The organism is Photobacterium phosphoreum (genome assembly GCF_002954725.1).
Classification (GTDB): Bacteria; Pseudomonadota; Gammaproteobacteria; order Enterobacterales; family Vibrionaceae; genus Photobacterium; species Photobacterium phosphoreum.
Genome location: NZ_MSCQ01000001.1, coordinates 2217680 through 2242801 on the forward strand (window position 1 = coordinate 2217680; position 25122 = coordinate 2242801).

General features: G+C 41.1%; 21 protein-coding genes and 1 tRNA gene. 6 read left to right on the forward strand and 16 right to left on the reverse strand.

Translation table 11 applies throughout. The annotated features are described in order from the left end of the window. Positions 1-431 precede the first annotated feature (431 nt). The 3 genes from clpB to rluD form a co-directional block, all read right to left on the reverse strand. Positions 432-3008 carry an ATP-dependent chaperone ClpB gene (gene clpB, locus BTO21_RS09625; protein WP_045029321.1) on the reverse strand — a complete coding sequence of 859 codons (2577 nt, stop codon included), beginning with the start codon at positions 3006-3008 and terminating at the stop codon, positions 432-434. A 156-nt stretch (positions 3009-3164) separates the two neighbouring features. Further along, positions 3165-3893 carry a peptidoglycan editing factor PgeF gene (gene pgeF / locus BTO21_RS09630; protein ID WP_045029319.1) on the reverse strand — a complete coding sequence of 243 codons (729 nt, stop codon included), beginning with the start codon at positions 3891-3893 and terminating at the stop codon, positions 3165-3167. Beyond that, positions 3893-4867, reverse strand: coding sequence for a 23S rRNA pseudouridine(1911/1915/1917) synthase RluD (gene rluD / locus BTO21_RS09635; protein WP_045029318.1), 975 nt, complete (start codon positions 4865-4867; stop codon positions 3893-3895). Before rluD ends, pgeF begins: the two co-directional genes overlap by 1 nt. 172 nt (positions 4868-5039) lie before the next feature. On the opposite strand from rluD, the gene bamD reads away from it, so the two are divergent. The 3 genes from bamD (at position 5040) to pheA (ending at position 7866) form a co-directional block, all read left to right on the forward strand. Then, positions 5040-5768, forward strand: coding sequence for an outer membrane protein assembly factor BamD (gene bamD, locus BTO21_RS09640; protein WP_045029316.1), 729 nt, complete (start codon positions 5040-5042; stop codon positions 5766-5768). A gap of 386 nt (positions 5769-6154) precedes the next feature. Continuing rightward, a complete protein-coding gene (gene hpf, locus BTO21_RS09645; protein WP_045029314.1) occupies positions 6155-6529 on the forward strand; it encodes a ribosome hibernation-promoting factor, HPF/YfiA family in 375 nt (124 codons plus the stop codon). A gap of 158 nt (positions 6530-6687) precedes the next feature. Beyond that, positions 6688-7866, forward strand: coding sequence for a prephenate dehydratase (gene pheA, locus BTO21_RS09650; RefSeq protein ID WP_045029313.1), 1179 nt, complete (start codon positions 6688-6690; stop codon positions 7864-7866). A 95-nt stretch (positions 7867-7961) separates the two neighbouring features. Here pheA and tyrA read toward each other — a convergent pair whose 3' ends face one another. Continuing rightward, positions 7962-9089 (reverse strand): bifunctional chorismate mutase/prephenate dehydrogenase, encoded by a 1128-nt coding sequence (gene tyrA / locus BTO21_RS09655; RefSeq protein WP_045029333.1) that lies wholly within the window; start codon positions 9087-9089, stop codon positions 7962-7964. Between the two features lie 47 nt (positions 9090-9136). Beyond that, a complete protein-coding gene (locus BTO21_RS09660; RefSeq protein ID WP_045029311.1) occupies positions 9137-10207 on the reverse strand; it encodes a 3-deoxy-7-phosphoheptulonate synthase in 1071 nt (356 codons plus the stop codon). A gap of 368 nt (positions 10208-10575) precedes the next feature. Here BTO21_RS09660 and BTO21_RS09665 point away from each other — a divergent pair, with 368 nt between their 5' ends. Continuing rightward, positions 10576-12069, forward strand: coding sequence for a carbon starvation CstA family protein (locus BTO21_RS09665; protein ID WP_045029309.1), 1494 nt, complete (start codon positions 10576-10578; stop codon positions 12067-12069). A gap of 301 nt (positions 12070-12370) precedes the next feature. Here BTO21_RS09665 and rplS read toward each other — a convergent pair whose 3' ends face one another. The 5 genes from rplS to ffh all read right to left on the reverse strand — a co-directional run bounded on the left by rplS (position 12371) and on the right by ffh (position 15888). Beyond that, entirely contained in the window at positions 12371-12727 is a 357-nt protein-coding gene (gene rplS, locus BTO21_RS09670; protein WP_045029308.1) for a 50S ribosomal protein L19, read from the reverse strand. A 37-nt stretch (positions 12728-12764) separates the two neighbouring features. Continuing rightward, positions 12765-13511, reverse strand: coding sequence for a tRNA (guanosine(37)-N1)-methyltransferase TrmD (trmD, locus tag BTO21_RS09675; RefSeq protein WP_045029306.1), 747 nt, complete (start codon positions 13509-13511; stop codon positions 12765-12767). Positions 13512-13538: 27 nt separating this feature from the next. After that, complete coding sequence (gene rimM / locus BTO21_RS09680) at positions 13539-14072, reverse strand: ribosome maturation factor RimM (protein ID WP_045029304.1); 534 nt, start codon at positions 14070-14072, stop codon at positions 13539-13541. Positions 14073-14098: 26 nt separating this feature from the next. Further along, a complete protein-coding gene (gene rpsP / locus BTO21_RS09685; RefSeq protein WP_045029303.1) occupies positions 14099-14350 on the reverse strand; it encodes a 30S ribosomal protein S16 in 252 nt (83 codons plus the stop codon). 170 nt (positions 14351-14520) lie between these two features. Next, positions 14521-15888: a signal recognition particle protein gene (gene ffh, locus BTO21_RS09690; protein ID WP_045029301.1), complete on the reverse strand. Its 1368-nt coding sequence runs from the start codon at positions 15886-15888 to the stop codon at positions 14521-14523. Between the two features lie 207 nt (positions 15889-16095). On the opposite strand from ffh, the gene BTO21_RS09695 reads away from it, so the two are divergent. Further along, a complete protein-coding gene (locus BTO21_RS09695) occupies positions 16096-16893 on the forward strand; it encodes a cytochrome C assembly family protein (RefSeq protein ID WP_045029299.1) in 798 nt (265 codons plus the stop codon). Between the two features lie 122 nt (positions 16894-17015). Continuing rightward, a complete protein-coding gene (locus BTO21_RS09700; protein ID WP_045029298.1) occupies positions 17016-18332 on the forward strand; it encodes an HlyC/CorC family transporter in 1317 nt (438 codons plus the stop codon). A 94-nt stretch (positions 18333-18426) separates the two neighbouring features. Here BTO21_RS09700 and luxS read toward each other — a convergent pair whose 3' ends face one another. The 6 genes from luxS to BTO21_RS09730 all read right to left on the reverse strand — a co-directional run bounded on the left by luxS (position 18427) and on the right by BTO21_RS09730 (position 25109). Then, positions 18427-18945 carry an S-ribosylhomocysteine lyase gene (gene luxS / locus BTO21_RS09705; protein ID WP_045029296.1) on the reverse strand — a complete coding sequence of 173 codons (519 nt, stop codon included), beginning with the start codon at positions 18943-18945 and terminating at the stop codon, positions 18427-18429. 66 nt (positions 18946-19011) lie between these two features. Then, complete coding sequence (locus BTO21_RS09710; protein ID WP_045029294.1) at positions 19012-19617, reverse strand: transglycosylase SLT domain-containing protein; 606 nt, start codon at positions 19615-19617, stop codon at positions 19012-19014. A gap of 83 nt (positions 19618-19700) precedes the next feature. After that, complete coding sequence (gene gshA, locus BTO21_RS09715; protein WP_045029332.1) at positions 19701-21290, reverse strand: glutamate--cysteine ligase; 1590 nt, start codon at positions 21288-21290, stop codon at positions 19701-19703. A gap of 152 nt (positions 21291-21442) precedes the next feature. Continuing rightward, complete coding sequence (locus BTO21_RS09720) at positions 21443-24295, reverse strand: M16 family metallopeptidase (RefSeq protein WP_045029293.1); 2853 nt, start codon at positions 24293-24295, stop codon at positions 21443-21445. Positions 24296-24308: 13 nt separating this feature from the next. Next, complete coding sequence (locus tag BTO21_RS09725; RefSeq protein ID WP_045029292.1) at positions 24309-24755, reverse strand: YqaA family protein; 447 nt, start codon at positions 24753-24755, stop codon at positions 24309-24311. Positions 24756-25032: 277 nt separating this feature from the next. Beyond that, positions 25033-25109 (reverse strand) — tRNA-Arg (locus tag BTO21_RS09730). Between the last annotated feature and the right edge of the window lie 13 nt (positions 25110-25122).

Sequence of the window (25122 nt, forward strand, 5' to 3'; positions counted from 1 at the left end):
TCACTTTCTTGTTTTACTTTTAAAAAAGTAAACTAAAAAAGCAATCGAACTATTGCTAGTTCTAGGTCACTCAGTTTATTGATAAATCTTTCGACTTAACTATTCAGTGAGTGCCCACACAAATTGCATGGTCAAATTGTTAAAGAACATACTGACTATCGGTAACCGCTTGCGCCGTTGTCCGTGTCAGTGAGGTCGCATTATAGGGAGATATTCGCTGCTGACAACCTTATTTTCAACATTTCTCACCGTTTGCTCAATGATTAAACTAAAGCACCGTAAGGCGTAAAATAAAACACCGTCCAGTATATTGAGCCGTCATTATTAGATCCCTTTAAACACAAAAACGCCTTACTCAAAGAGTAAGGCGTTGCTATTTTTGTCGCCATTAAGATCTAAATAACACTTTTCCAATCACGCTTACGATGTAATTACTGTTTAGCGACAATCTTATCGTCGATAACTGACAGTATGATTGGTTTACCTGGCATAAATTTACCTGATAACAAATCTTGTGCTAATGGATTCTCAATATATTGCTGTATAGCTCGTTTTAATGGACGTGCACCAAATACAGGATCAAAGCCCGCATCTGAAATCAATTCTAAAGCACTCTCTTCAACATCTAACTCAAAATCTTTTTCTGCTAAACGTTTTTCCAAGCGCGCAATCTGAATAGAAGCAATATGTTTAATGTTCTCTTTGCCCAGTGGGTGGAATACTACCGTTTCATCAACACGGTTAATAAACTCAGGACGGAAATGTTGTCCAACCTCTTCCATCACTAATACTTTAATACCTTCGTAATCCAAGCTACCGAAGTGTTCTTGAATTCGAGCAGAACCTAAGTTCGACGTCATAATGATCACTGTATTACGGAAATCAACCGTACGACCTTGACCATCAGTTAGACGTCCATCATCTAATACCTGTAATAGAATATTAAATACATCAGGATGAGCTTTTTCGACTTCATCTAGCAAAATAACAGAATATGGGCGACGACGAACGGCTTCAGTTAAATAACCGCCTTCTTCATAACCAACATAACCTGGAGGCGCACCAACTAAACGTGCCACTGAGTGTTTTTCCATAAACTCAGACATGTCGATACGTACCATCGCATCTTCACTATCAAACATAAAGTTCGCTAGTGACTTACAGAGCTCCGTTTTACCAACGCCCGTTGGGCCTAAGAATAAGAATGAACCAATTGGACGCTGTGGATCAGATAAACCCGCACGACTACGGCGAATCGCATTCGCTACAGCCTCAACCGCTTCTTCTTGACCAATAACACGGTTATGTAATTCATCTTCCATGCGCAATAATTTATCACGCTCACCTTCTAGCATCTTCGCAACTGGAATACCGGTTGCTTTAGAAAGCACATCCGCAATTTCAACATCGGTTACTTTGTTTTTAAGTAACGTCATATCTTGCATCTCAGCTTGAGCCGCTAGATCAAGTTGCTTTTCAAGTTCAGGGATACGTCCGTACTGTAATTCTGACATGCGATTTAGATCACCCGCACGACGGGCTATTTCAACATCAGTACGTGCTTGCTCAAGCTCTGTTTTAATATGCTGAGTACCAGATAGCGACGCTTTTTCTGCATTCCACACTTCTTCAAGTTCAGAATATTCACGTTCTTTAATGTCTAATTCTTCAAGCAAGTTACTCAAGCGCTTATGGCTGGCATCATCACTTTCTTTTTCTAGTGCTTGCTGTTCAATCTTTAATTGAATAATACGACGCTCTAATCGATCCATTGATTCTGGTTTAGAGTCGATTTGCATTCGAATACTTGAAGCAGCTTCATCAATCAGATCAATCGCTTTATCGGGTAATTGACGATCTGAAATATAACGATGTGATAGCGTTGCTGCCGCTACAATCGCAGGATCGGTAATTTCAACATGATGGTGAAGCTCATAACGTTCTTTTAAACCACGCAAGATAGCAATGGTATCTTCAACGCTAGGCTCATCCACCAGCACTTTTTGGAAACGACGCTCTAACGCTGCATCTTTTTCTAAGTACTGACGGTATTCATTTAAGGTTGTCGCACCCACACAATGCAGTTCACCACGCGCTAAAGCAGGTTTAAGCATGTTACCTGCATCCATTGAGCCTTCGCCTTTACCAGCGCCGACCATAGTATGGATTTCATCGATAAATAAAATAATACGACCATCTTCTTGAGACAGTTCATTCAATACAGCTTTTAAACGCTCTTCAAATTCACCACGGAATTTAGCACCTGCAATCAATGAGCCCATATCTAATGATAATACGCGCTTATCACGTAGACCTTCAGGCACTTCACCATTAACGATACGTTGTGCTAACCCTTCAACAATCGCCGTTTTACCCACACCCGGCTCACCAATGATAACGGGGTTGTTTTTAGTACGACGCTGCAATACTTGAATAGTACGACGAATTTCATCATCACGACCGATCACAGGATCTAACCGGCCTTGTTCTGCACGCTCGGTTAAATCGATAGTATATTTACTTAATGCTTGGCGATTTTCTTCTGCATTTTGATCATCAACTTTCTGACCACCACGAATCTGATCGATAGCTTTACCAATCTGATCCGCTTTTAAACCAAGCTCGCGTAATAAATCCCCTAATGGACCTTTATCGTTATCAACGGCGGCAAGAATAAATAATTCAGATGAAATAAACTTGTCGCTACGTTTTTGGGCCAGCTTGTCACACATATTAAGTAATGTGCCCATGCTATTAGATAGCTGAACTTCACCACCGATACCGGTCACTTTTGGAATACGCTCTAATATCTCACTCAAGCGTGAACGCAACTGAGTAGAATCTACATTCAAAAGGGTAAGTAAAGGACGAACGGTGCTGCCTTCTTGGTTTAATAACGCCACCATAAGATGAGCAGGTTCAATATATTGATGATCACGTCCTAATGCTAATGACTGTGCATCAGAAATTGCTGCTTGGAATTTACTGGTAAATCGGTCAAGACGCATAGGTCCCCCAATAATAAATTTAATAACCTGTTACTAGTTATATGGTAGTTAGTGGGCGTTTTTCAAGGCTATGAAAGCGCAAAATAATGCTGCAAAAAAAGCGGGTATATTGTTAGCCAATATACCCGCTTATTATTTGTGGTGATCACTGTAAGATTAACGCAGCCAAATCAATGAAGCTTGGCGTCCAGTAACCGCTTGACGACGATAAGAATAAAACAACTCATCGTCATTAAACGTGCAATGTTCACCACCATAAATAGCGTTGATACCGTGCTGTTGTAATCGTTGTCGTGCCAATAAATATAAATTAGCTAACCACTTGTCACCATGAGCGACAAATGCATCAGCGGCATTGGCGTTAACATCAATAAACTGCTGTCGCACTTCACTGCCAACTTCAAATGCCGTTGGACCAATTGCCGGCCCCATCCATGCCATAATATCAGCCGCAGGACAGGTAAACTTAGCAATGGCGTTATCAATCACTCCAGCAGCAAGTCCCCGCCACCCAGCATGAACAGCTGCCACTTCAGTACCTTGCTTATTACACAAGAGAACAGGCAAACAGTCAGCCGTCATGATGGCACAGGCTAAGCCAGGCACACGGGTAAAGCTACCATCAGCATCAATAACCTCAGTTAACGGCGTGGTTAAATCAATCACAATCGGACTGTGAATCTGATTCAACCATGCAGGCTCTGCCGTTAGCCAACAATGCTGTTTCAGCAATTGACGATTAGTCAGCACTGAGCTTACATCATCCCCAACGTGCAATCCCAAATTGAGCGCATCGTAAGGCGCAGAACTGACACCACCGAAGCGGGTAGTACTGACCGTTAACACATTCTCTGGAGCTGGCCAGTTAGGAATGATGGTTTGCATTAATAAATATCTTCGTTATTTTCAACGTTATCTTTACGTAGAATATCAATCATTGCGACCATGTCGTTTGGTAATGGTGCATGCCATTCCATTAACTCACCCGTAATCGGATGTGATAAACGTAACATACGGGCGTGCAATGCTTGACGATCAAATGAACGTAATGCATGAATAAATTGATCCGATGCATGACGTGGTGGGCGAGGACGACCACCATAGATCACATCACCAATCAACGGATGGCTCATGTAAGACATGTGCACACGAATTTGGTGAGTACGACCGGTTTCTAGACGTAACACAATACGTGTATGTTCACGGAAACGTTCCGCGACACGATAATGCGTAATTGCATCTTTACCTAATTCATGAACAGCCATACAAATACGTTTGGTTGAGTGACGGCCAATCGGCTTCTCAATCGTACCACCACCGGTCATTTGACCAATGGCAATCGCTTCATATTCACGCGTGATTTTACGCTTCTGTAGCGCACGCACTAAGCGCGTTTGTGCCTGAATAGTTTTAGCAACTACCATTAGACCGGTAGTGTCTTTATCTAAACGGTGCACAATACCTGCACGTGGCACTTCTGCCAATGCTGGGTAGTGGTGCAATAGTGCATTTAGCACTGTACCATCTGGAGTACCCGCACCAGGGTGAACAACAAAGTCACGTGGTTTATTGATAACTAAAATATCATTATCTTCATAAACAATATCTAGCGGGATATCTTGCGCTATCCAACGAACTTCATCTTCAATTTCAGCTTGAATGAAAATTTCTTCGCCACCCATCATTTTTGAACGGGGTTTATTGTCAATTTTGCCGTTTACTGAAACCATGTCTTTAAGGATCCACTCTTTGATACGAGAGCGGGAGTAATCGGGATATAATTCAGCAATTACCTGATCAAGGCGCTTACCTAGTTGGCTTTCGCGAACTGTATTTGTTAATTCTATTTGCTGTGCCATAACGAACTTTTTTAAAAAGCGTGAGACTAATTGCCATACGCTGCGTAAAATGTACCAAGCTTAATAAAACGATGCTTGATGTAAACTAATATAATGTCATTGTATCTGTTAACGGCTCAGTCCGTAATGGATCGAGCAAAATAAAATTTTTATCAAGGAAACTGACGCCGTAATGAAACGCCTGACAATATCGACTTTTCTTGCTGTAGCCTTGCTTTCAGGCTGTTCCAGTACTGAAAAAGTCATTCCTGATGTTCCGCCATCAGACCTATATTCTACCGCACAGCAAGCATTGCAGAGCGGTAATTGGAACAATGCTATCGAGCGCTTAGAAGCAATGGACTCTCGTTATCCATTTGGCGCTTACTCTGATCAAGTCCAGTTAGATTTGATCTATGCCTACTATAAAAATGATGACTTAGCGTTATCACAAGCAACAATTGCACGTTTTTTACGCTTAAATCCAACCCATCCACAAGCGGATTGGGTTTATTATATGCGTGGTTTAACGCATATGGCACAAGATCGTAGCTTTATGCATGACATGTTCAATGTTGATCGTTTTGATCGTGATCCAACCCCTTCACGCCAAGCATTTCGCGATTTTAAATACTTACTTGAGCGTTTCCCTGATAGTCAGTATGACGCAGATGCGAAAGCGCGTATGGTTTTTTTAAAAAACCAACTTGCTGAGTATGATCTCGCTGTTGCCGATTTCTATGTTCGTCGCGAAGCATGGATTGCAGCAATTAATCGTTGCCAACAAGTACAACGCTTATACCCAGACACCAGTGCTGCGCGTAAGTCATTACTACTTGAAAAAACAGCTTATGCTAAGTTAAAACTGGATAAAGAAGTTGCACGCACTGAAGCTGTGATTAAACTTAACCCAGTAAAATAGCACCGTAAAAATACAGCGAAAAAAATGGCAGCTCAATGAGCTGCCATTTTTATAAATTATGTTAATAACCCTTTTTAACATCAATCAACAAGGCTAACAACAACCAAACCCCTACCGAACAAAAAATGCTCAATAGATTGAAATAAAATGTATTTATTCCCTAGTCAGCACTAGCCACCAGCAATCAATATTATCCATACTGCCTTAATTCAATACTAAATCTCAAGCATTTTTTAGTCACTTTTTCGCAACAAACCCACTTTGATCACATTTTTTTTGCTCAAAAATGACTAACGACAATAGTGTGATACAGATCACGTTATAAGTTGGTATTTTTAGTAATCTGAACTTAACCCAACAAAGGGTAGCAAACGAGGAAGATAAATATGACATTAGAAATCACTGGCAAGAACATCGATATCACCCCGGCTATCCGTGAGCGTTTTGAATTTAAATTCAATAAATTAGAAAAGCTTCAGGTACCACTAATCAAAAAACATATTATGATTAGTAAAGAACCAAACAAGCTATTTAAAATTGAAGCTTCTATTGGTATTGCGGGAGGACAACTCGTTGCTTCTGCAGAACATGAAGACTTGTTTGGTGCGATCACTGACCTTTATCAAAAACTTGATCGCCAACTGAAGAAGCAAGCTCACAAACCTAATTCACGTCGCGCTAGTCATAGTGAAAAACCGGCACAAGCTGAAGCTGAAGATGCCACTGAATATGATGACGAAGTAGAATTTGATGAAGCATAATCGTTAACGATTAAGAGGATTTAAAACAGCCCTGCCGATGCAGGGCTGTTTGCTTTGTGCTTGACAAAAAAACACACCCTGCCTAATGTGGATTACAATGCTAATACGATAATCTGCCGCTTTCATATTCAAGAGGGCCGATCATAATAGGGATCGCTATGACCGATAACACTCATTACTCATTGGATGATATTCGCCGCAATGTCACTCGTATCGACAATACATTATTGGCACTTTTGGCCGAGCGTCGCACATTAAGCCTTGAAGTCGCTAAAAGTAAAATTAGTACCGCTAAACCTGTACGCGATCAAGCTCGAGAACAAGCATTATTATTACGCCTTATCGAAACAGGTAAAGAACACCAACTTGATCCGTTATACGTTACCCAACTTTTTCACACCATTATTGAAGATTCTGTCCTATACCAACAAGCTTATTTACAACGCTTAGTAAATCCAGAAAATGCTTTGCCGACAGCACGAGTGTCATTTCTAGGGGCAAAGGGATCTTATTCACATCTTGCAAGCCGTAATTATTTTAGTCGCAAGCAAACCCAGCTAGTAGAAATAAGCTGCTCATCATTTCGAGATATTGTGAATGAAGTAGAAACGGGTCATGCTGATTATGGTGTTTTACCCATAGAAAATACTAGCTCAGGCTCAATCAATGAAGTTTACGACCTATTACAACACACCAGTTTATCGATTGTCGGGGAAATTACCCAACCGATAGAACATTGCTTATTAACCGCAGTTGATACTCAGCTTGAACGCATTGATACCCTTTACTCGCATCCACAACCCCACCAACAATGTAGTGAATTCTTACATAGTATGGGAAAAATCAGTCAGCAATATTGCTCAAGTACTGCCGATGCCATGTTAACTGTCGCAGAACTTAAACAACCGAACATTGCTGCTATTGGTAATGCATCAAGTGGTGAGATCTATGGTTTAACGCCAATAAAAACCAATATTGCCAACCAACAAGAAAACTTTACTCGCTTTATTGTCGTTGCCCGTAAGCCCGTCAGCGTCACCTCTCTGATTCCAGCTAAAACAACACTCATTATGTCAACGGCGCAAGCTGCAGGCTCTCTTGTTGAATGTTTATTGGTGCTACGTAACGCTAAAATTAACATGACAAAACTTGAATCTCGCCCAGTGATCGGTAATCCATGGGAAGAAATGTTTTATGTTGATGTTGAAATTAATTTAAAAGATCCATTAATGCAGCAAGTATTAGACGATCTCACTCGCTTAACCCGCTTTATTAAAGTCTTAGGGTGTTACCCAAGTGAAAATGTGACGCCAACTGAAGTTGAGTTCGTCGAGTAATATGTATTGCATTAATTAGCCTGATTAAAAAAGCCCGCATCATGCCGATAGCGGGCTTTTTAGTTTTGGTTACAGCTTATCGGGCTTCAAGCCCTCTATTTACGTCGAGTTGAATCATTCGCCTGTCTAAGTAGTCCTTGGCTCTCGACTAAAAAATGTTGCGCATAATCACCAAACCAATGTTCTACCTGATCAAATGCTTGTTTAAACGCCGCTTTATCTTGGCGCTCTAGCATTTCAATCGCATCACCAAAACGTTGATGAAAACGTTTGATCATCGCTAAGTTCTGAGGCGCTGACATAATAATATCTGCGTACAATTGCGCGTCTTGAGCAAACAATCGTCCAACCATGGCTAATTCCAAGCGATAAATCGGCGAGCTTAGCGACATCAGTTGTTCTATTTTAGGATCTTCTTCGGCTAAATGAACCCCATAAACAAATGACGTAAAGTGGCGTAACGCCTGAATCAGAGTCATGCCTTGATCATGCTCAATCGCACTAATACGATTTAATGATGCGCCCCAAATTTGAAATTGTTCTAACAGCCATTGGTAACTTTCAGGCTGACGGCCATCACAGTAAACCACCACTTGTTTAGCCAAACTTGGAATATCAGGACCAAACATCGGATGTAAACCAACAACAGGACCTTGATGCACTTCTAACATTGCTTGCAGTGGACCACTTTTAACTGATGTAAGATCGGTGAGAATACAATCTGGTGGTAACTGACCTAACTTGGCAATAATCGCTTCTGTCATATGAATAGGAACAGAAACAACCACCATCCCTGCATCATGTAATATTTCATCCGCTCGATGCCAATCATCACTGCCTAAAATACGTACCTGATAGCCAGATAGCTCAAACATTCGTTGAAATAATTGCCCTAATTGACCATAACCGCCCACAATAACAATCGGCCGTAATTGTGGATTTAAACACTTAAAACCAGAATCATTTTCACTTGAATACGATTCTCGCATGGTGCGTCGTAACACATCCTCAATCAGATCTGCAGGCACGCCTTTGGATTCAGCTTCTTGGCGACGAGATGCCAACATTGCTGCTTCACGATCAGGGGCATAAATAGGTAATCCATGCTGGCTTTTAACCACTCCAACTTGTTCAACTAACGCTAAACGGCGTGCTAATAACTCCACCATTTGACGATCAACATCGTCTATTTGATCTCTTAATATGCTTAACTCAGCAACCATGACTTTTGACACCCGTATTTATCCAGCTGCAACTATAATGCAAAGGGTTAGTTAATTCTATTTTGTAAAAATGGCACCAGTTCTTGATGTGCCTTACGTAATAATTGCTCAGTAGTTTCCCAGCTAATACACGCATCGGTAATTGATACGCCATAAGCCATCTCTTGGAGAGGTAAATCTGCACTTTGATTACCTTCATTAAGATGACTTTCAATCATCAACCCAATAATTGAACGATTACCTTCACGAATTTGATGAATAGCATCAGTTGCGACTAATGGCTGGCGACGATAGTCTTTCAGGGAGTTAGCATGGCTACAATCAATCATTAGCGAAGGCGTAAGCCCTGATGTAGCCATTTCTGTTTCGCACTCAGTAACAGAGACTGAATCATAATTAGTTTGTTTGCCACCACGTAAAATAACATGACCGTCAGGATTCCCTTGTGTCGAAAGTAGAGCAACCTGACCATCTGGGTTAATTCCCATAAACTTATGCCCTGAAGCCGCCGCTTGCATAGCATTAATTGCAGTCGCTAAATTACCATCGGTACCATTTTTAAAACCAACGGGGACTGATAAACCGCTCGCCATTTCACGGTGGGTTTGTGATTCAGTTGTCCTTGCACCAATAGCTGCCCAACTGAATAAATCCCCCAAATATTGAGGACTGATCGGATCAAGCGCTTCGGTAGCAACAGGAATCCCAGCTTCAACCAAATCAATTAATAATTGGCGTCCAATGTGTAGCCCTTCTTCGACTTCAAATGAACCGTCCAGGTAAGGGTCATTGATTAATCCTTTCCAGCCTACGGTTGTACGCGGTTTTTCAAAATAAACCCGCATCACAATATAAAGTTGATCATCAAGTTCAGCGGCAAGTTGTTTTAATTTTTCGGCATACACTTTTGCTTGCTCAACGTCATGGATTGAACACGGCCCGCACACAACTAATAAACGGTGATCGCGATGATGAATAATGTCAGCAATCGTTTGACGTGACTGTTCAATAAATGCCAATGCCGTTTTTGATACTGCCATTTTTTGTTTTAGTTGAGCTGGCGTGATTAATACAGATTCGTCTGCAATATGAATATTGTTTAAGCCATCTTTTTCCATGAGTCATCCCTGCAAGTAATAGATATTCTGTCACCAACATAACAATTACACCGCCACTATTGCAACAACTTGTAAACATAAAGTTCCAATCGTAAATATTTATTTACAAATAGTGTTATTAGGTCATTCTGATGGCCAATAATCGCTTATTTATCATTAGCAATTCGTTAAAGAAAAAGTCACAACACCTATACCACATGAAAAATGTGCTTATATTAACAAATATCGATAAAAGTGATTATTGAACACTAATCCATATCACATTCATAACATTATCTTAAGAAGCAAAAAATTGAAACTATTACACTAGCCGTCATCTGGAAAATAGGATTCTTTTCGAATCGTCACATAACGTAGCGAGAATATATATGGCGTGGTTTTTACTTTGCGTAGCAGCCTTAATTGGTGGTTATTTCATTTATGGCAGCTTTATTGAGAAAGTTTTTGGTGTGAACGCTAATCGTCAAACCCCTGCTTATACCAAACAAGATGGGGTTGATTATGTTCCGATGTCTAACAGCAAAGTCTATTTAGTGCAGCTATTAAATATTGCTGGTGTCGGACCAATCTTTGGTCCGATCATGGGCGCACTCTACGGCCCTGCGGCAATGTTATGGATTGTACTTGGCTGTATTTTTGCTGGCGCTGTTCATGATTATTTCTCAGGTATGCTTTCTGTCCGTAACGGTGGGGCATCAGTACCTACATTGACAGGACGCTACTTAGGTAACGGTGCAAAACATTTTATGAACATTTTTGCTATCGTACTGTTACTGCTTGTTGGGGTTGTCTTTGTCTCTGCACCCGCCGGAATGATCACAAACCTAATCAACGATCAAACTAATTTCACTGTCTCGATGACCACCATGGTAGTGATTATTTTTGCTTACTATATTCTTGCGACCATTGTACCCGTTGATAAAATTATTGGCCGTTTTTATCCTTTCTTTGGCGCATTACTGATTTTTATGTCGGTCGGTTTAATCACTGCCATTGGTATTTCAGATGAACACGAATTATTAGGGGGTTTTGAAATTAGCCATATGTTCACCAACATGAACCCTAATGACTTACCATTATGGCCAGCACTGTTTATTACCATTGCATGTGGCGCTATTTCAGGATTCCATGCGACTCAATCACCATTAATGGCTCGTTGTATTGAAAACGAACAAAATGGACGGTTTATCTTTTATGGTGCGATGATTGGAGAAGGTATTATCGCCTTAATCTGGTGTGCGTTGGCGTTATCATTCTTTGGCTCGATTGAAGCGTTATCTGAAGCCATTGCCAATGGTGGTCCTGGTAATGTGGTTTATAGCTCATCATTTGGCTTATTAGGTGTCTTCGGTGGCATCATTGCCTTCCTTGGGGTGGTTATTCTACCGATTACCTCTGGTGATACTGCGTTCCGTTCAAGTCGTTTAATTTTAGCTGAATATTTTAATATGGATCAAAAGCCATTACGTAATCGCTTATTAATGGCAATGCCACTGTTTATTTTAGGCGCTATTCTGACTCAAGTCGACTTCGCGATTATTTGGCGTTATTTTGGCTTTGCTAACCAAACTACGGCAGTAATGATGTTATGGACGGCATCGGCTTACCTATTACGGCTTGATAAGCTGCACTGGGTCGCAACAATTCCAGCGATGTTCATGACCACAGTTTGTATCAGTTTTATTCTTAATAACGATCAACTTGGCTTTGGCTTACCGATGACAGTCTCAACGGTTGTAGCAATGATTGCGACAGGGTTTATCACGGTTATGATCATTAAAAAATCACAAGGAAAAGGCGTGATAGATATTGATGCTGATGACATTGAGCCAACCAATACACCGGTATCATCAAAAAGCTAATCCCAATACGAAGCTATCAATATAAAGCTATCAATACAAAAATAATAACAACATTAAAAAACCAGTGCTCGTCACTGGTTTTTTCATTATACCAATTCCATTAATTAAGTGGTCATCTTTCCAAAGCATTAGATTCCCTCTCGCCCTCGCGGGTACTCACTGTAGGGAATGACGAAAGAGATCATTAATTTAGTTCAGAAACTTATTGTGATTGGTATTACCTTAATTTATAGCCAAACCCTGATTTACAGCCAAAAAAAAGCCCACCATGAGGGTGGGCTTTTCGATAAACGTCAGACGCTTATGATTTCTTAGTAAGCTTCTCGCGGATACGTGCTGATTTACCAGAACGCTCACGTAGGTAGTACAACTTGGCACGACGTACTGCACCACGACGTTTAACAGTAATGCTATCAACTACTGGAGAGTGAGTTTGGAACGCACGCTCAACGCCTTCACCGTTCGAAATTTTACGAACAGTAAATGCTGAATGTAGACCACGGTTACGGATTGCGATTACAACGCCTTCAAAAGCCTGTAGACGCTCACGATCACCTTCTTTAACTTTAACTTGTACAACAACAGTGTCACCTGGTGCGAAAGTTGGTAGGTCTGTTTTTAGTTGCTCTTGCTCAAGAGCGTTAATGATGTTACTCATTTGATGTATACCCTAGAATAAACTGATACTAATTTAATTAAATACTTGCTTTATTTTCACGGATAAATTCCGCGAGCAAGAATTCCTGATCGTCAGTCAGAGCTAGGTTTTCCAAGATCTCAGGTCTTCTCAACCATGTACGGCCTAGCGATTGTTTTAATCGCCAGCGACTAATCTCTTTATGATTGCCAGACATTAATACCGAGGGTACTTCATGCCCGTCCAACAATTCAGGTCGTGTGTAATGAGGACAATCTAACCAACCATTTGCAAAAGAATCTTCTTCTGCTGACGCAAAATCACCCAGTACACCCGGAACAAACCGAACCACTGCATCAATCAGTGTCATGGCAGGTAACTCGCCACCCGTTAACACAAAATCACCGATAGACCATTCTTCGTCTACCTCTTGCTGGATAATGCGCTCATCAACCCCTTCGTAGCGACCACAAATAAGAATTAGATTCTTACTCTGTGCTAACTCCTCAACACCAGCTTGATCCAGCTTACGGCCTTGAGGGGAAAGGTAGATTACTTTAGCCTGACCTTTTGCAGACTTTTTGGCAGTGTGAATGGCATCGCGCAAAGGCTGCACCATCATTAACATACCCGGTCCGCCACCATACGGTCGATCATCCACCGTACGATGTTTGTCGTGCGTAAAATCACGAGGATTCCACGTATCAACACTCAAAAGGCCTTTTTTTACCGCCTGGCCTGTTACCCCATAGTTAGTAATGGTAGAGAACATTTCAGGAAAAAGACTGATGACTCCAACCCACATATGCCCACTCACTTATTTTACTAGAGGTTAAAACTCAGGATCCCAGTCAACTTCGATCCGCTGAGCAGTGCGATCAATCAACTTGATGACCTGCTCATCGAGGAACGGGATTAAACGTTCCTTCTGTCCAAAAGCATCTTTGAGATTCGCCTTAACAACTAACACATCGTTGGAACCTGTTTCCAGGATATCAGTAACTTTACCTAGGTCGTAACCTTCGGTAGTCACTACTGACATGCCAAACAATTCACGCCAGTAGAATTCTTCATCTGACAGTGCGGGTAGTTGATCAGCCAAAACTGCTACTTCTGCATTAGTGAAAACTTGAGCATCCTCGCGGATATCCATGCCTTCTAGCTTAGCAACAAGACCTTGGCCGTGGCGTTTCCATGATTCAACATGGATCTCCGTCCACTCACCTTTGATTTTAATCATCCAAGGGGTGTAGGAAAAAATACTTTCAGATTGTTCGGTGTAGGAAAAAACTTTGAGCCAACCCTTGATACCGTAGGTGGCACCCAGTTTACCGACAATAATGTGGTCTTGGTTTTTAATACTCATCGTTTTTCTCTGTACCTAAGTACTAATTAAGCTACAGCTTTAGCTGCATCTTTGATTAGTTTAGCAACACGATCAGTCGCGCAAGCGCCTTGACCTAACCAGTGGTTTACGCGATCAAGATCTAAACGTAAACGCTCTTCTTGACCCTTAGCTAGTGGGTTGAAGAAACCGATCTGCTCGATGTTTGCGCCGTCACGTGGAGCACGTGCGTCAGCAACAACGATTTGATAGAATGGACGCTTCTTAGCGCCGTGACGTGCCAAACGAATAGTTACCATATCGTCCTCTTTGCATTACTGTAAAATAAATGACCCCGCTATAATAACGAGGTCCGTGCCAAAATAAAGCCTCGGAATTTTACCCTTTGGGACGGCGAATGCAACTGCTTTAGTTACTTTTTCACCGCTTAAGTAGAATAAAAGCTTTAAAACCATTAAAAATCAGACTATTAGCGACCAGGGAACATTCCACCGCCGGGCATCATGCCTTTCATTTGACGCATCATATTCTTCATTCCACCCTTTTGCATCTTTTTCATCATCTTTTGCATCTGGGTAAATTGCTTCAATAGACGGTTTACATCTTGTACCTGAGTACCAGAACCTGCGGCAATACGTTTCTTTCGAGAGCCTTTAATTAGCTCAGGTCGAGCGCGTTCACCCTTGGTCATTGAATTGATGATTGCTTCCATTTGCATGAAAATTTTATCATCAACTTTATCTTTCATATCGCCAGGCAACTGCGACATACCCGGCAGTTTATCGAGCATGCCCATCATGCCGCCCATGTTTTTCATTTGCTGAAGCTGGCTACGGAAATCTTCAAGATCAAAACCTTTTTTATCTTTAAATTTCTTAGCTAATTTTTCTGCTTCTTTTTTATCAACGTTACGTTCTAGATCTTCGATCAACGATAAAACGTCACCCATACCTAAAATACGGGAAGCAACACGATCAGGGTGGAATGGTTCTAGGGCATCGGTTTTTTCGCCAACACCTAAGAATTTAATTGGTTTACCCGTAATGTGACGAACAGATAACGCTGCACCACCACGTGCATCACCATCAACCTTGGTTAAAATAACACCGGTCAGTGGCAATGCATCATTAAAGGCTTTCGCTGTATTCGCCGCATCTTGACCTGTCATGGCATCAACCACGAACAAGGTTTCAACTGGGTTTAGCGCCTGATGGATGTCTTTGATCTCACCCATCATTTCTTCATCAACGTGCAAACGACCGGCGGTATCGACAATCACCACATCATAGAACTTGGTTTTACCGTGTTCTAATGCCGCTTTTACAATCGCTAATGGTTTTTGCTCAACGTTGGATGGGAAGAAATCAACACCAACATCTGTTGCAAGAGTTTCAAGCTGCTTGATCGCCGCAGGACGGTAAACGTCGGCAGAAACAACCAATACTTTCTTTTTATCACGCTCTTTTAATAGCTTACCTAATTTACCTACACTGGTGGTTTTACCCGCACCTTGTAGACCCGCCATTAAAATAACAGCCGGTGGTTGGCAGCTTAAATCCAGCGCTTCATTGCCTGCACCCATTACCGCTTCAAGCTCAGATTGAACAATCTTAATGAACTCTTGGCCTGGGGTTAGGCTTTTTGATACTTCAGTACCAACAGCACGCTCTTTTACGCGCTTAACAAATTCGCGAACAACAGGTAGCGCAACGTCGGCTTCGAGTAATGCCATCCGCACTTCACGCAAAGTATCCTTAATATTGTCATCCGTAAGACGACCACGGCCGCTGACATTTTTAAGCGTTCGCGATAAACGCTCGGTTAAATTTTCGAACATGTGGTGCTACTCGCTCGTTACGCAACTCAATCAAAAATTGCAAAATTATCAAAATTGCTACAAGTATACCGCAAAAAAGCTTGGTCTTTCATGTAAACCCACAGCTCTTTTTGGGATTACATTGGCGACTAAGGTTTGAGCAGGGTATAATTGTTGCTTCTAAATATTAAAATAGCTATTCGTTACTAAGGAACTATCTGGTTGACTATGGACATGTTAATTGCCATCCCTGCAGTAGGCTTTTATATCATCGCATTACTGCTTGTTGTCCCAGGGCTTGCTAACAATAATGGTATTAAAACCCAGCCAGTTTTTATTACTGCCGTTATTGCCATTGCCTTGCACTTACTATTGCTTAAGGATCTTATCCTTGGTGCGACAGGCCAAAACCTCAGCATCCTTAACGTTGCATCACTAATTAGCGTTATTGTTGCCAGTTTAACCACGCTTGCAATGTTAAAAATGCGGATCTGGTTCTTATTACCGATTGTTTATAGTTTCGCAGCCATAAACTTGTTTGCTGCAACCATGTTACCGGGTGCTTTTATTACCCATTTAGAGGCCCAACCGCAAACTTTAGTCCATATTTCTCTGGCACTGTTCTCATATTCAACCTTAATGATTGCCACGTTGTATGCCCTGCAACTGGCTTGGCTTGATCATAAATTAAAGCATAAAAAAAGCTTACAGATTAATCCTAACATTCCACCATTAATGATGGTAGAACGCCAACTTTTCAAGATCATTATCGTCGGTTATAGCTTATTAACCGTCACCCTGATCAGCGGCTACTTCTTTATTGGTGATATTATTGCTCAAGGCAAAACCCATAAAGCCATACTATCCTTACTTGCTTGGATAATTTACAGCGTATTACTATGGGGTCATTACCGCCAAGGTTGGCGAGGACGTAAAGTGGTTTGGTTTAGTTTAGCCGGTGCTTTTTTACTGACATTAGCCTATTTCGGTAGCCGATTTGTCAAAGAAATTATCATCGGTAGCTAGTTAACCTACTCCTGCCTATTTTATTGCTACACTTATTTTTATAATAGCGACTGTTTTATATATTATTGTTTGTTTATTCAATAACTAACAATACTTGCTTAATCTGTTAAGGACTGCCCCTTTTGGACCAAATTTCCACAAGCTTATTATTTGCTTTACTTGCTCTTATGATCGTCATTTCAGCTTACTTTTCAAGTTCTGAAACCGGAATGATGACCCTCAACCGTTATAAGTTACGCCACCTTGCCAGCCAAGGACATAAAGGGGCCCAGCGGGTAGAGAAACTTCTTTCACGTACCGACCGTTTACTGGGCTTAATATTGATTGGTAATAACCTCGTCAATATTATTGCATCAGCCATTGCTACTATCATTGGTATGCGCCTTTACGGTGATGCTGGTGTGGCTATTGCAACGGCGATATTAACGATTGTGATCCTCGTTTTTGCTGAAGTAACACCCAAAACAGTGGCAGCGCTATATCCAGAAAAAGTCTCTTACACTAGCAGTATCTTACTTAACATTTTAATGAAATTACTTTATCCATTAGTGTGGTTTGTAAACGGTATTACAAATGGTTTTCTGTTTATCTTACGCGTCAAAAAAGATGACAACACCAGTTCAAACATTAACTCTGAAGAATTACGTACCATTGTTAACGAAGCGGGTTCACTGATCCCTCGCCGTCATCAAGATATGTTGATCTCGATTCTTGATTTAGAAAATGTCACCGTTGAAGATTTAATGGTGCCACGCAGCGAAATTGCAGCAATCAATGTCAATGATGATTGGAAATCGATTGTGCGTCAGTTAAGCCATTCAGCACATGGGCGCATTGTCTTGTACCGCGATAGTATTGATGAAGTGGTTGGCATGCTACGGGTGCGTGAGGCTTATCGCTTAATGATGGATAAGAATGATTTTAGTAAAGAAAACTTACTCCGTGCCGCCGATGAAGTGTATTTCATTCCAGAAGGCACACCGTTAAACATTCAATTACTGAAATTTCAGCGCAACAAAGAGCGTATTGGCTTAATTGTTGATGAATATGGTGACATTCAAGGTCTGATCACCGTTGAAGATATTCTAGAAGAGATTGTCGGGGAATTTACCACCTCAATTGCACCAACACTCGCTGAAGAAATAACCCAGCAAAAAGATGGTAGCTTGTTAATTGAAGGCAGTGCAAATATTCGAGATCTTAATAAAAGTTTAAATTGGAAGCTGCCGACTGATGGCCCTCGCACGTTAAACGGTTTTATTCTCGAACATTTGGAATATATTCCTGAAGAACAGTTCAAGGTGAATATTAGCGGCCACAAAATGGAAATAATTGAAGTTTCAGGCAATATGATTAAGTTAGTCAAGGTGTTACCGATGAACAGTAACCCAGAAAAAAATCCTGAAACAGATTCAGAACAAGAGCTAAATAGCCTTTAAATGCTCTAGTCTTACATAAATAGACACTTAAAATAAAATAGCCGCAGTGTGATTTAATTCACAATGCGGCTTTTTTAGCATTCAATATCAGCCGTTATTTTACCTGTAACTGCTGTAACATCGCTTCAGGTAACGCCAGCGTATCGTTTTTATTAACCTCGATACCGGCATTAATGATCGCCGTTGCAATTGCTTTGGCTTCTATTAACGAATGCATATTATAAGTACCACATTGATATTCATTAAGCTCAGGTATCTGATCTTGAGTTTCTACTGCCAACACATCGGCCATTGCCGCTAACCACGCAGTAGCAACCTGTTGCTCTGTCGGCGTGCCGATCAAACTCATATAAAAACCTGTACGGCACCCCATTGGTGAAATATCAATAATTTCAACAGTGGTCGAGTTTAAATGCTGGCGCATAAATCCCGCGTATAAATGCTCTAACGTATGGATACCGCGTTCACTGAGAATATCGGCATTAGGACGACAAAACCGTAAATCAAATACGGTGATGGTATCGCCACTAGGGGTTTGCATGGTCTTCGCTATCCGTACTGCAGGCGCATGCATTTTGGTATGATCGACAGTAAAGCTATCAAGTAATGGCATTGCTTTTCTCCTTGTCTTAAAAATAAATCCTAACACCTAATTACGGTGGTGCGTACAACAATTAACCTACCACCAACTTTTATTATCATCGAGCTCTTTTCGGCATTGTTTTAGTTGCCAGCCATAAGTTTTCGATTGCTGTTCGACTTTACGTGCAACTTTCATTAACCACGGTTTACGACGATAAGTACCACGTTTATAGCCACCACGGCCATCGTGATAGGCTAAATATTGCCCGTACGCATCCCATTTTGAAATACCTAATTGGCGCTGGGTTGCGTTGGTATACCAACCCATAAATTGGATTGCATCGTCAAAACTACTGCGCGAACCACCATGTCCAGTCTGTTTCTGAAAATCCGACCATGCTGGATCTTGTGCCTGCGCATAGCCATAAGCACTACTGACTCGTCCCCATGGAATAAACCCAAGCACATAATCTTTAGGGGGGAGTGCATCATGACGATAGCTACTTTCTTGCTTCATCATTGCCATCACAACATTAATCGGCGTTCCCCATTTCTGTTGCATATCGACAGCATCTTCATACCAATCAGGATATTGACGAAAAATACTGCACAAATTGGATTGGTTACTTGGCGGGGGCGTCGCACAGCCACTGACAATTAAAGCCACAACTGTCAGTAACAATAACCGTACACGTAATCGCATTTGTTATCCTATTTAGTTAACACTTAGAAATTGATCAAAAAAAAGCTGACACTCACAAGAGTGTCAGCTTAATACGATGTCTTTTATTTGGTTAGCATCGGTATATCTACATCAACATCAGCAAAATAATCGGCTAAGAAATCATCGAACGAAAGTGTGTCACTTTGCTCAATCTGGCGTTGTTTAATTACCGATGCCGCGACTTCTTGCTCAAACGTCGATTGATCATAAAAGCGGAAATTTTGTTGGGCTAATTGATTAGCATGTACGGTAGCGTAATAATCCCCTAGAGGACCTATTCCTTGATAGGTTTTGATCTGTTCAAGTAGCTTGGCAGAAAACGTCAACTGAGGATCATCAATCCAAGTTAATAATCGCTGACACGTTTGCTGATATTTATCATTGCCATGTAAGCCATCCATGGTAACAGCAACTTGCTCTAATTCAGCAAACACGCGACGTCCCCATGTTTTTAAAAGTAGCTCTTCACCACCACACCCAATTTTAAGTTCCAATTGAGGATTACGGCCATCAACAACAACCTTATTCCAATTATCACGCCAACACGCTAATTCACAATCAGTCATATCAGGAGAAGGCGTTAATGCAGCCCAGATTAAAAATAGATCTAAAAAACGAACCTGATCTTCATCAATACCAATGGGACTAAATGGGTTAACGTCTAATGAACGTACCTCAATGTACTCCACCCCTGCACGCTTTAATGCTTCTGATGGTTTTTCGCCACTTTTAGCTACACGTTTAGGCCTAATAGGAGCATACAATTCATTTTCTATTTGTAACACATGGCTATTTAACTGTTGACGTTTACCATCAACAACCACACCTAGCGTAGAAAACTCATCGGATGGTGTATGAATCGCACTATTAAGGCCGGTTAAATATTGATCAATACTATTAAAACCAATTTTTAACGAGCTTTGAGCATTATTGGTATAGCCTAGATCACTCAATCGCAATGCAGTCGCATTCTCTAAAAAGTAAGTCCCTTTGCCTACTTTTCCGAACGTGGCTTTAAGCGCTTCATTTTGAATAAATGAGCCACACATTGCAGGTGAAGAACCAAATAAATACGGAATTAACCAACCAAAACGGTAGTAGTTTCGAATTAAACCAAAGTACGCATCAGAAACGGAATCTTGGCGTTGCTGCTCAGTTTGGACACCAAACAAATTATCCCAAAAAACATCAGGAAAAGAGAAGTTAAAATGCACCCCGGAAATGATCTGCATCACGCTACCGTAACGACGCTTTAGTCCTTCACGGTAAAGGGTTTTCATTTGGCCGGTATTTGAACTGCCGTACTGTGCAAGTTCAATCTCATCCTGATCGCCAACAAAACATGGCATAGACATCGGCCATAAGCGCTCGCCAGCCATATGGCTTAATGAAAACTTATGGATATCGTCTAATTGTGCAAGTAGATCGTCAACATTACGAGAGACTGGCGTAATAAACTCTAATAAAGATTCCGCAAAATCAGTGGTGATCCATTTATTGGTTAATGCAGAACCTAAAGCAATAGGGTGTGGTAATGAAGATACTTGTAAGTCTTCTGTTATGCGTAAAGACTCACGCTCAAGACCACGCCCCAACTGTGTTAATGCTTCAGGATTTTGGGCAACCTGTTGCAACCTTTCGGAAAAAGTCATGAAGGTCATTCTCGTTTTTATCCAATTGAAGAAAACAGGGTAATCATTATTAAACAGGATTACCATGCTTTATAGTATTAATAATTGTGAAACATATTTACTACAGAGTAACAGCGCCTTGCTTAATCAAGACTGTTACTCCATAAGGTATTTTACTGATTAAGTACCAATTGATGTACTGGTAAACCTAAGGTCTTTAATTGCGGTAATAGTGTCTTAGCATCACCAACAATAATGATTTGATAGTCCTTAGGGTTAAACCATTTATGCGCAAGCTTATCCATTTTAGCTTTAGTAATTGTAGCTACAATATGATTACGTTGAGCAACAAAATCTTGTGGTAAATCATAACTTAAAATTGTCCCCAACAACGCGGCTTTTTTCGCTGGCGTTTCGTAACTTAATGCATCTTGCTGACCAACAGCTAACCGCATAAATTTAACTTCTTTATCGGTTAAACCTGTGGTGCTCATACGCGTTAACTCTGCGATAAACTCTTTAATCGCGGGCAAAGTTGCATTAGCACGCACTTGTGCATAAAAACTCGCCATACCAATTTCACGCCCACCTGTTAAATAACCGCCAGCGCCATAGGTATAGCCTTTATCTTCACGTAAGTTTAAATTTAAACGACTATTAAAGTTACCCGCTAAATTAAAGTTCGCCAGTTGGGTTTTAAATAATTCACCGGTTGCATCATACGCCATCCCTTGACGTACTAAGCGCACAACGGTTTGTGGTGCATGAGGTTTATTCACTAACCAAATCGCTTGTTGTGATAAATGTGGCAACTTCGGTGTCATAAATACCGGTTTAGGTGCGCCTTTCCAAGACACTAACGGTGCTAAATCAGCCTTTAAATTCACTTGTTTAATATCACCAACAACCACAACATCAGCACCATTTGGGGTGTAATAACGGTGGTAGAAATCCTTAACATCTTGCAATGTGATCGCGTTAATTGATGCTTGCGTTCCTTCGGCCGGGCGACTAAAGATCGTACCTTTAAACAACACATCACGCGTCGCTTGATTAGCTAACCATTCTGCACTTTGATGTTCGTAAACAATGCCTTCTAACATTTGTTTTTTCAAACGCTTGAAATCAGACTCAGTGAATATAGGTTGCAGTAACCGTTGCTCAAATAAAGCCAGAGTTTGAGGTAAATGTTTGGTTAACGTATTGAGTGTGATTGTGGTGCCATAAAGCCCAGCATTGACCGTAATGCTACTGCCTAACGTATCAAGTTGAGAGGCCATCTCTTCCGCGGTTAATTTTGCGGTGCCTTCATTCATCATTGCAGCGGTTAATTGTGCTAGCCCTGCTTTTCCTTCAGGCTCAACTCGACGCCCAGCAGGCACACTTAGCTGCAAAGTAATGGTTGGCGTTTCTTTATATTCGGTACCAATAACCTTAATGCCATTAGCTAACGTAAATTCATACAAGCTTGGCATCACCGCTTTAACGGGGGTCGATGCTTGTGGCATGACGTTACGATCAAAGTTATCAGTGACACTACGATAGGCTAAATCTTGTTCTTTTATTTTATTATGAGCTGATAAATGACGTGGTGCTGGAGTAAAGTTTGGCTTCGCTGCTTGTAATTGTAATTGCCCTTTCGGCACCACACTTAAACTCACACTTGGCTGCTGGTATAGGTATTTATTGTAAGCTGCCATCACACTATCAGTCGTGACGCGATTAACATTCGCCAGCTCGGTGGATAAATAATTAGGGTTACCAAAAAAAGTTTGATAAGCCGCTAATTGTGATACTTTGCCAGCCACGCTTTGTAAGCCATAAATAGCACTTGCAGCAACAGAGCCTTTAATTTCATTTAATTGTTGTGGGTTAATGCCTTGGGTTTCAATACCATTAACTACCGCCATCACTTTGGTACGTAGTTGACTTAAATTGCCATTATTACCACTTGGTGCCATCGCATACACATACATAGTACACGCGAGTTCAGCACAATCTTGAAAGGCTCCAGCATCAACAGCTTCACCAGTCTTGACTAACTTTTGATACAGTAAGCTATTGGTTCCACTACCAATAACTTGTCCAAGCATATCCAGTGATGACTGATCTTTTGCGCCTAAATAAGCAGTCGGCCACCCCATCATTAGCATCGGTTGCTGAATATTATCTTCAAGGGTAATAAAGCGATTATGCGCTAATTTTGCTGGCTGTTTAGGGGCATTTTTTACTTCAGGACCACGTGGGATCGAACCGAAATATTTATTGATCCATGCTAATGTCTGGGCTTTATTAATATCACCACCAATGGTTAAGGTCGCGTTATTCGGTCCATACCAACGAAGGAAAAAGGCTTTAAGATCGTTAACATCAACGCGATCTAGATCTTCTACATAACCAATTGTTTGCCATGAATATGGGTGGCTACGTGGGTACAAAGCTTCAGCCATTTTTTCATAAATCAGCCCATAAGGACGATTTTCAAAATTCTGAGCACGTTCATTTTTAACCGTTGAACGCTGAATTTCAAATTTGCGCTGTGATACCGCATCCAATAAAAACCCCATGCGGTCAGATTCTAACCACAGTACTTTTTGGAGTTGGTTGGCCGGTACGGTTTCATAATAATTTGTGCGATCGCGGTTAGTACTGCCATTAAGATTACCGCCCGCTTCTGTGATCAATTTAAAATGCTGCTGATCACCCACATGCTTTGAACCTTGGAACATCATATGTTCAAAGAAATGGGCAAAACCAGACTTCCCTTGCTGTTCACGCGCAGAGCCAACATGATAAGTGACATCGACATTAACTAAAGGATCGGAATCATCCGGCGATAAAATAACCGTTAAGCCATTGGCTAATTGATATTTGCTATACGGAATCACCGCTTTACCTGATACCGCTTTGACTTGCTCAATAAACGTAACCCCTTGCGGTAAGTTATCATTTACAGCATCATGCTCTCGCCATTGACTACAACCCGCTAATGACAGCAATGCAGCACTTAAGACCCACTTTTGCACGTTAATATATTCCTTACACTGATAATCCGGGAAAGAGTCCTATCACAATCGCAGCTAACGCAACATAGCGGAGCATTTTCCCAATAAAAATAGCAGTAGCACACCACCAAAAATGCATTCGCAACCATCCAGCCGCTAAGCATAATGGATCACCAATAATTGGCATCCAGCTTAAGAATAAACTCCAGTAACCGTATTTCTTTAACCATAATAATGCTTTATTACTTTGTTTATTCTCAGCAGTTTTATCGGGAAGCAACAAACCTAACCAATAATTGGTCAAACCACCAAGGGTATTACCTACCGTTACCACCGCTACAATTTGCCAAACTGGATTATCACCCATCTTTAAAGCGGCGATTAAATTGGCTTCAGAGCCACCAGGTAATAAGGTTGCACTTAAAAAACCAGTCGCAAACAGGACCCATAACCCAAGATCGCCATTCATTAATTCTGTCATCGAGCTGTTATCTCATAAATTGATGCATAAAGATCCAATGCTGCTCAAACCCCTAGCTACCATAGTACAAATTATTCGGTTTGGATAATAATACCTAGCCTATTAATACACCGTTATTGAATCTTTTATTTAACGTCGCAACATAGTTATAGCAAGGTTGCCAAGCTCAAGACCTTGGTGCTATAAGCGACATATTTATAAATGAAAACCGAGAAATGATAGCGAGATTAAAATTGAGGTATAAAAAAAGCCCAGCCTAAGCTGAGCTTTTAAATGATGGTGCGCGCGGGAGGATTCGAACCTCCGACCGCCTGGTTCGTAGCCAAGTACTCTATCCAGCTGAGCTACGCGCGCACTAATTCTGTTG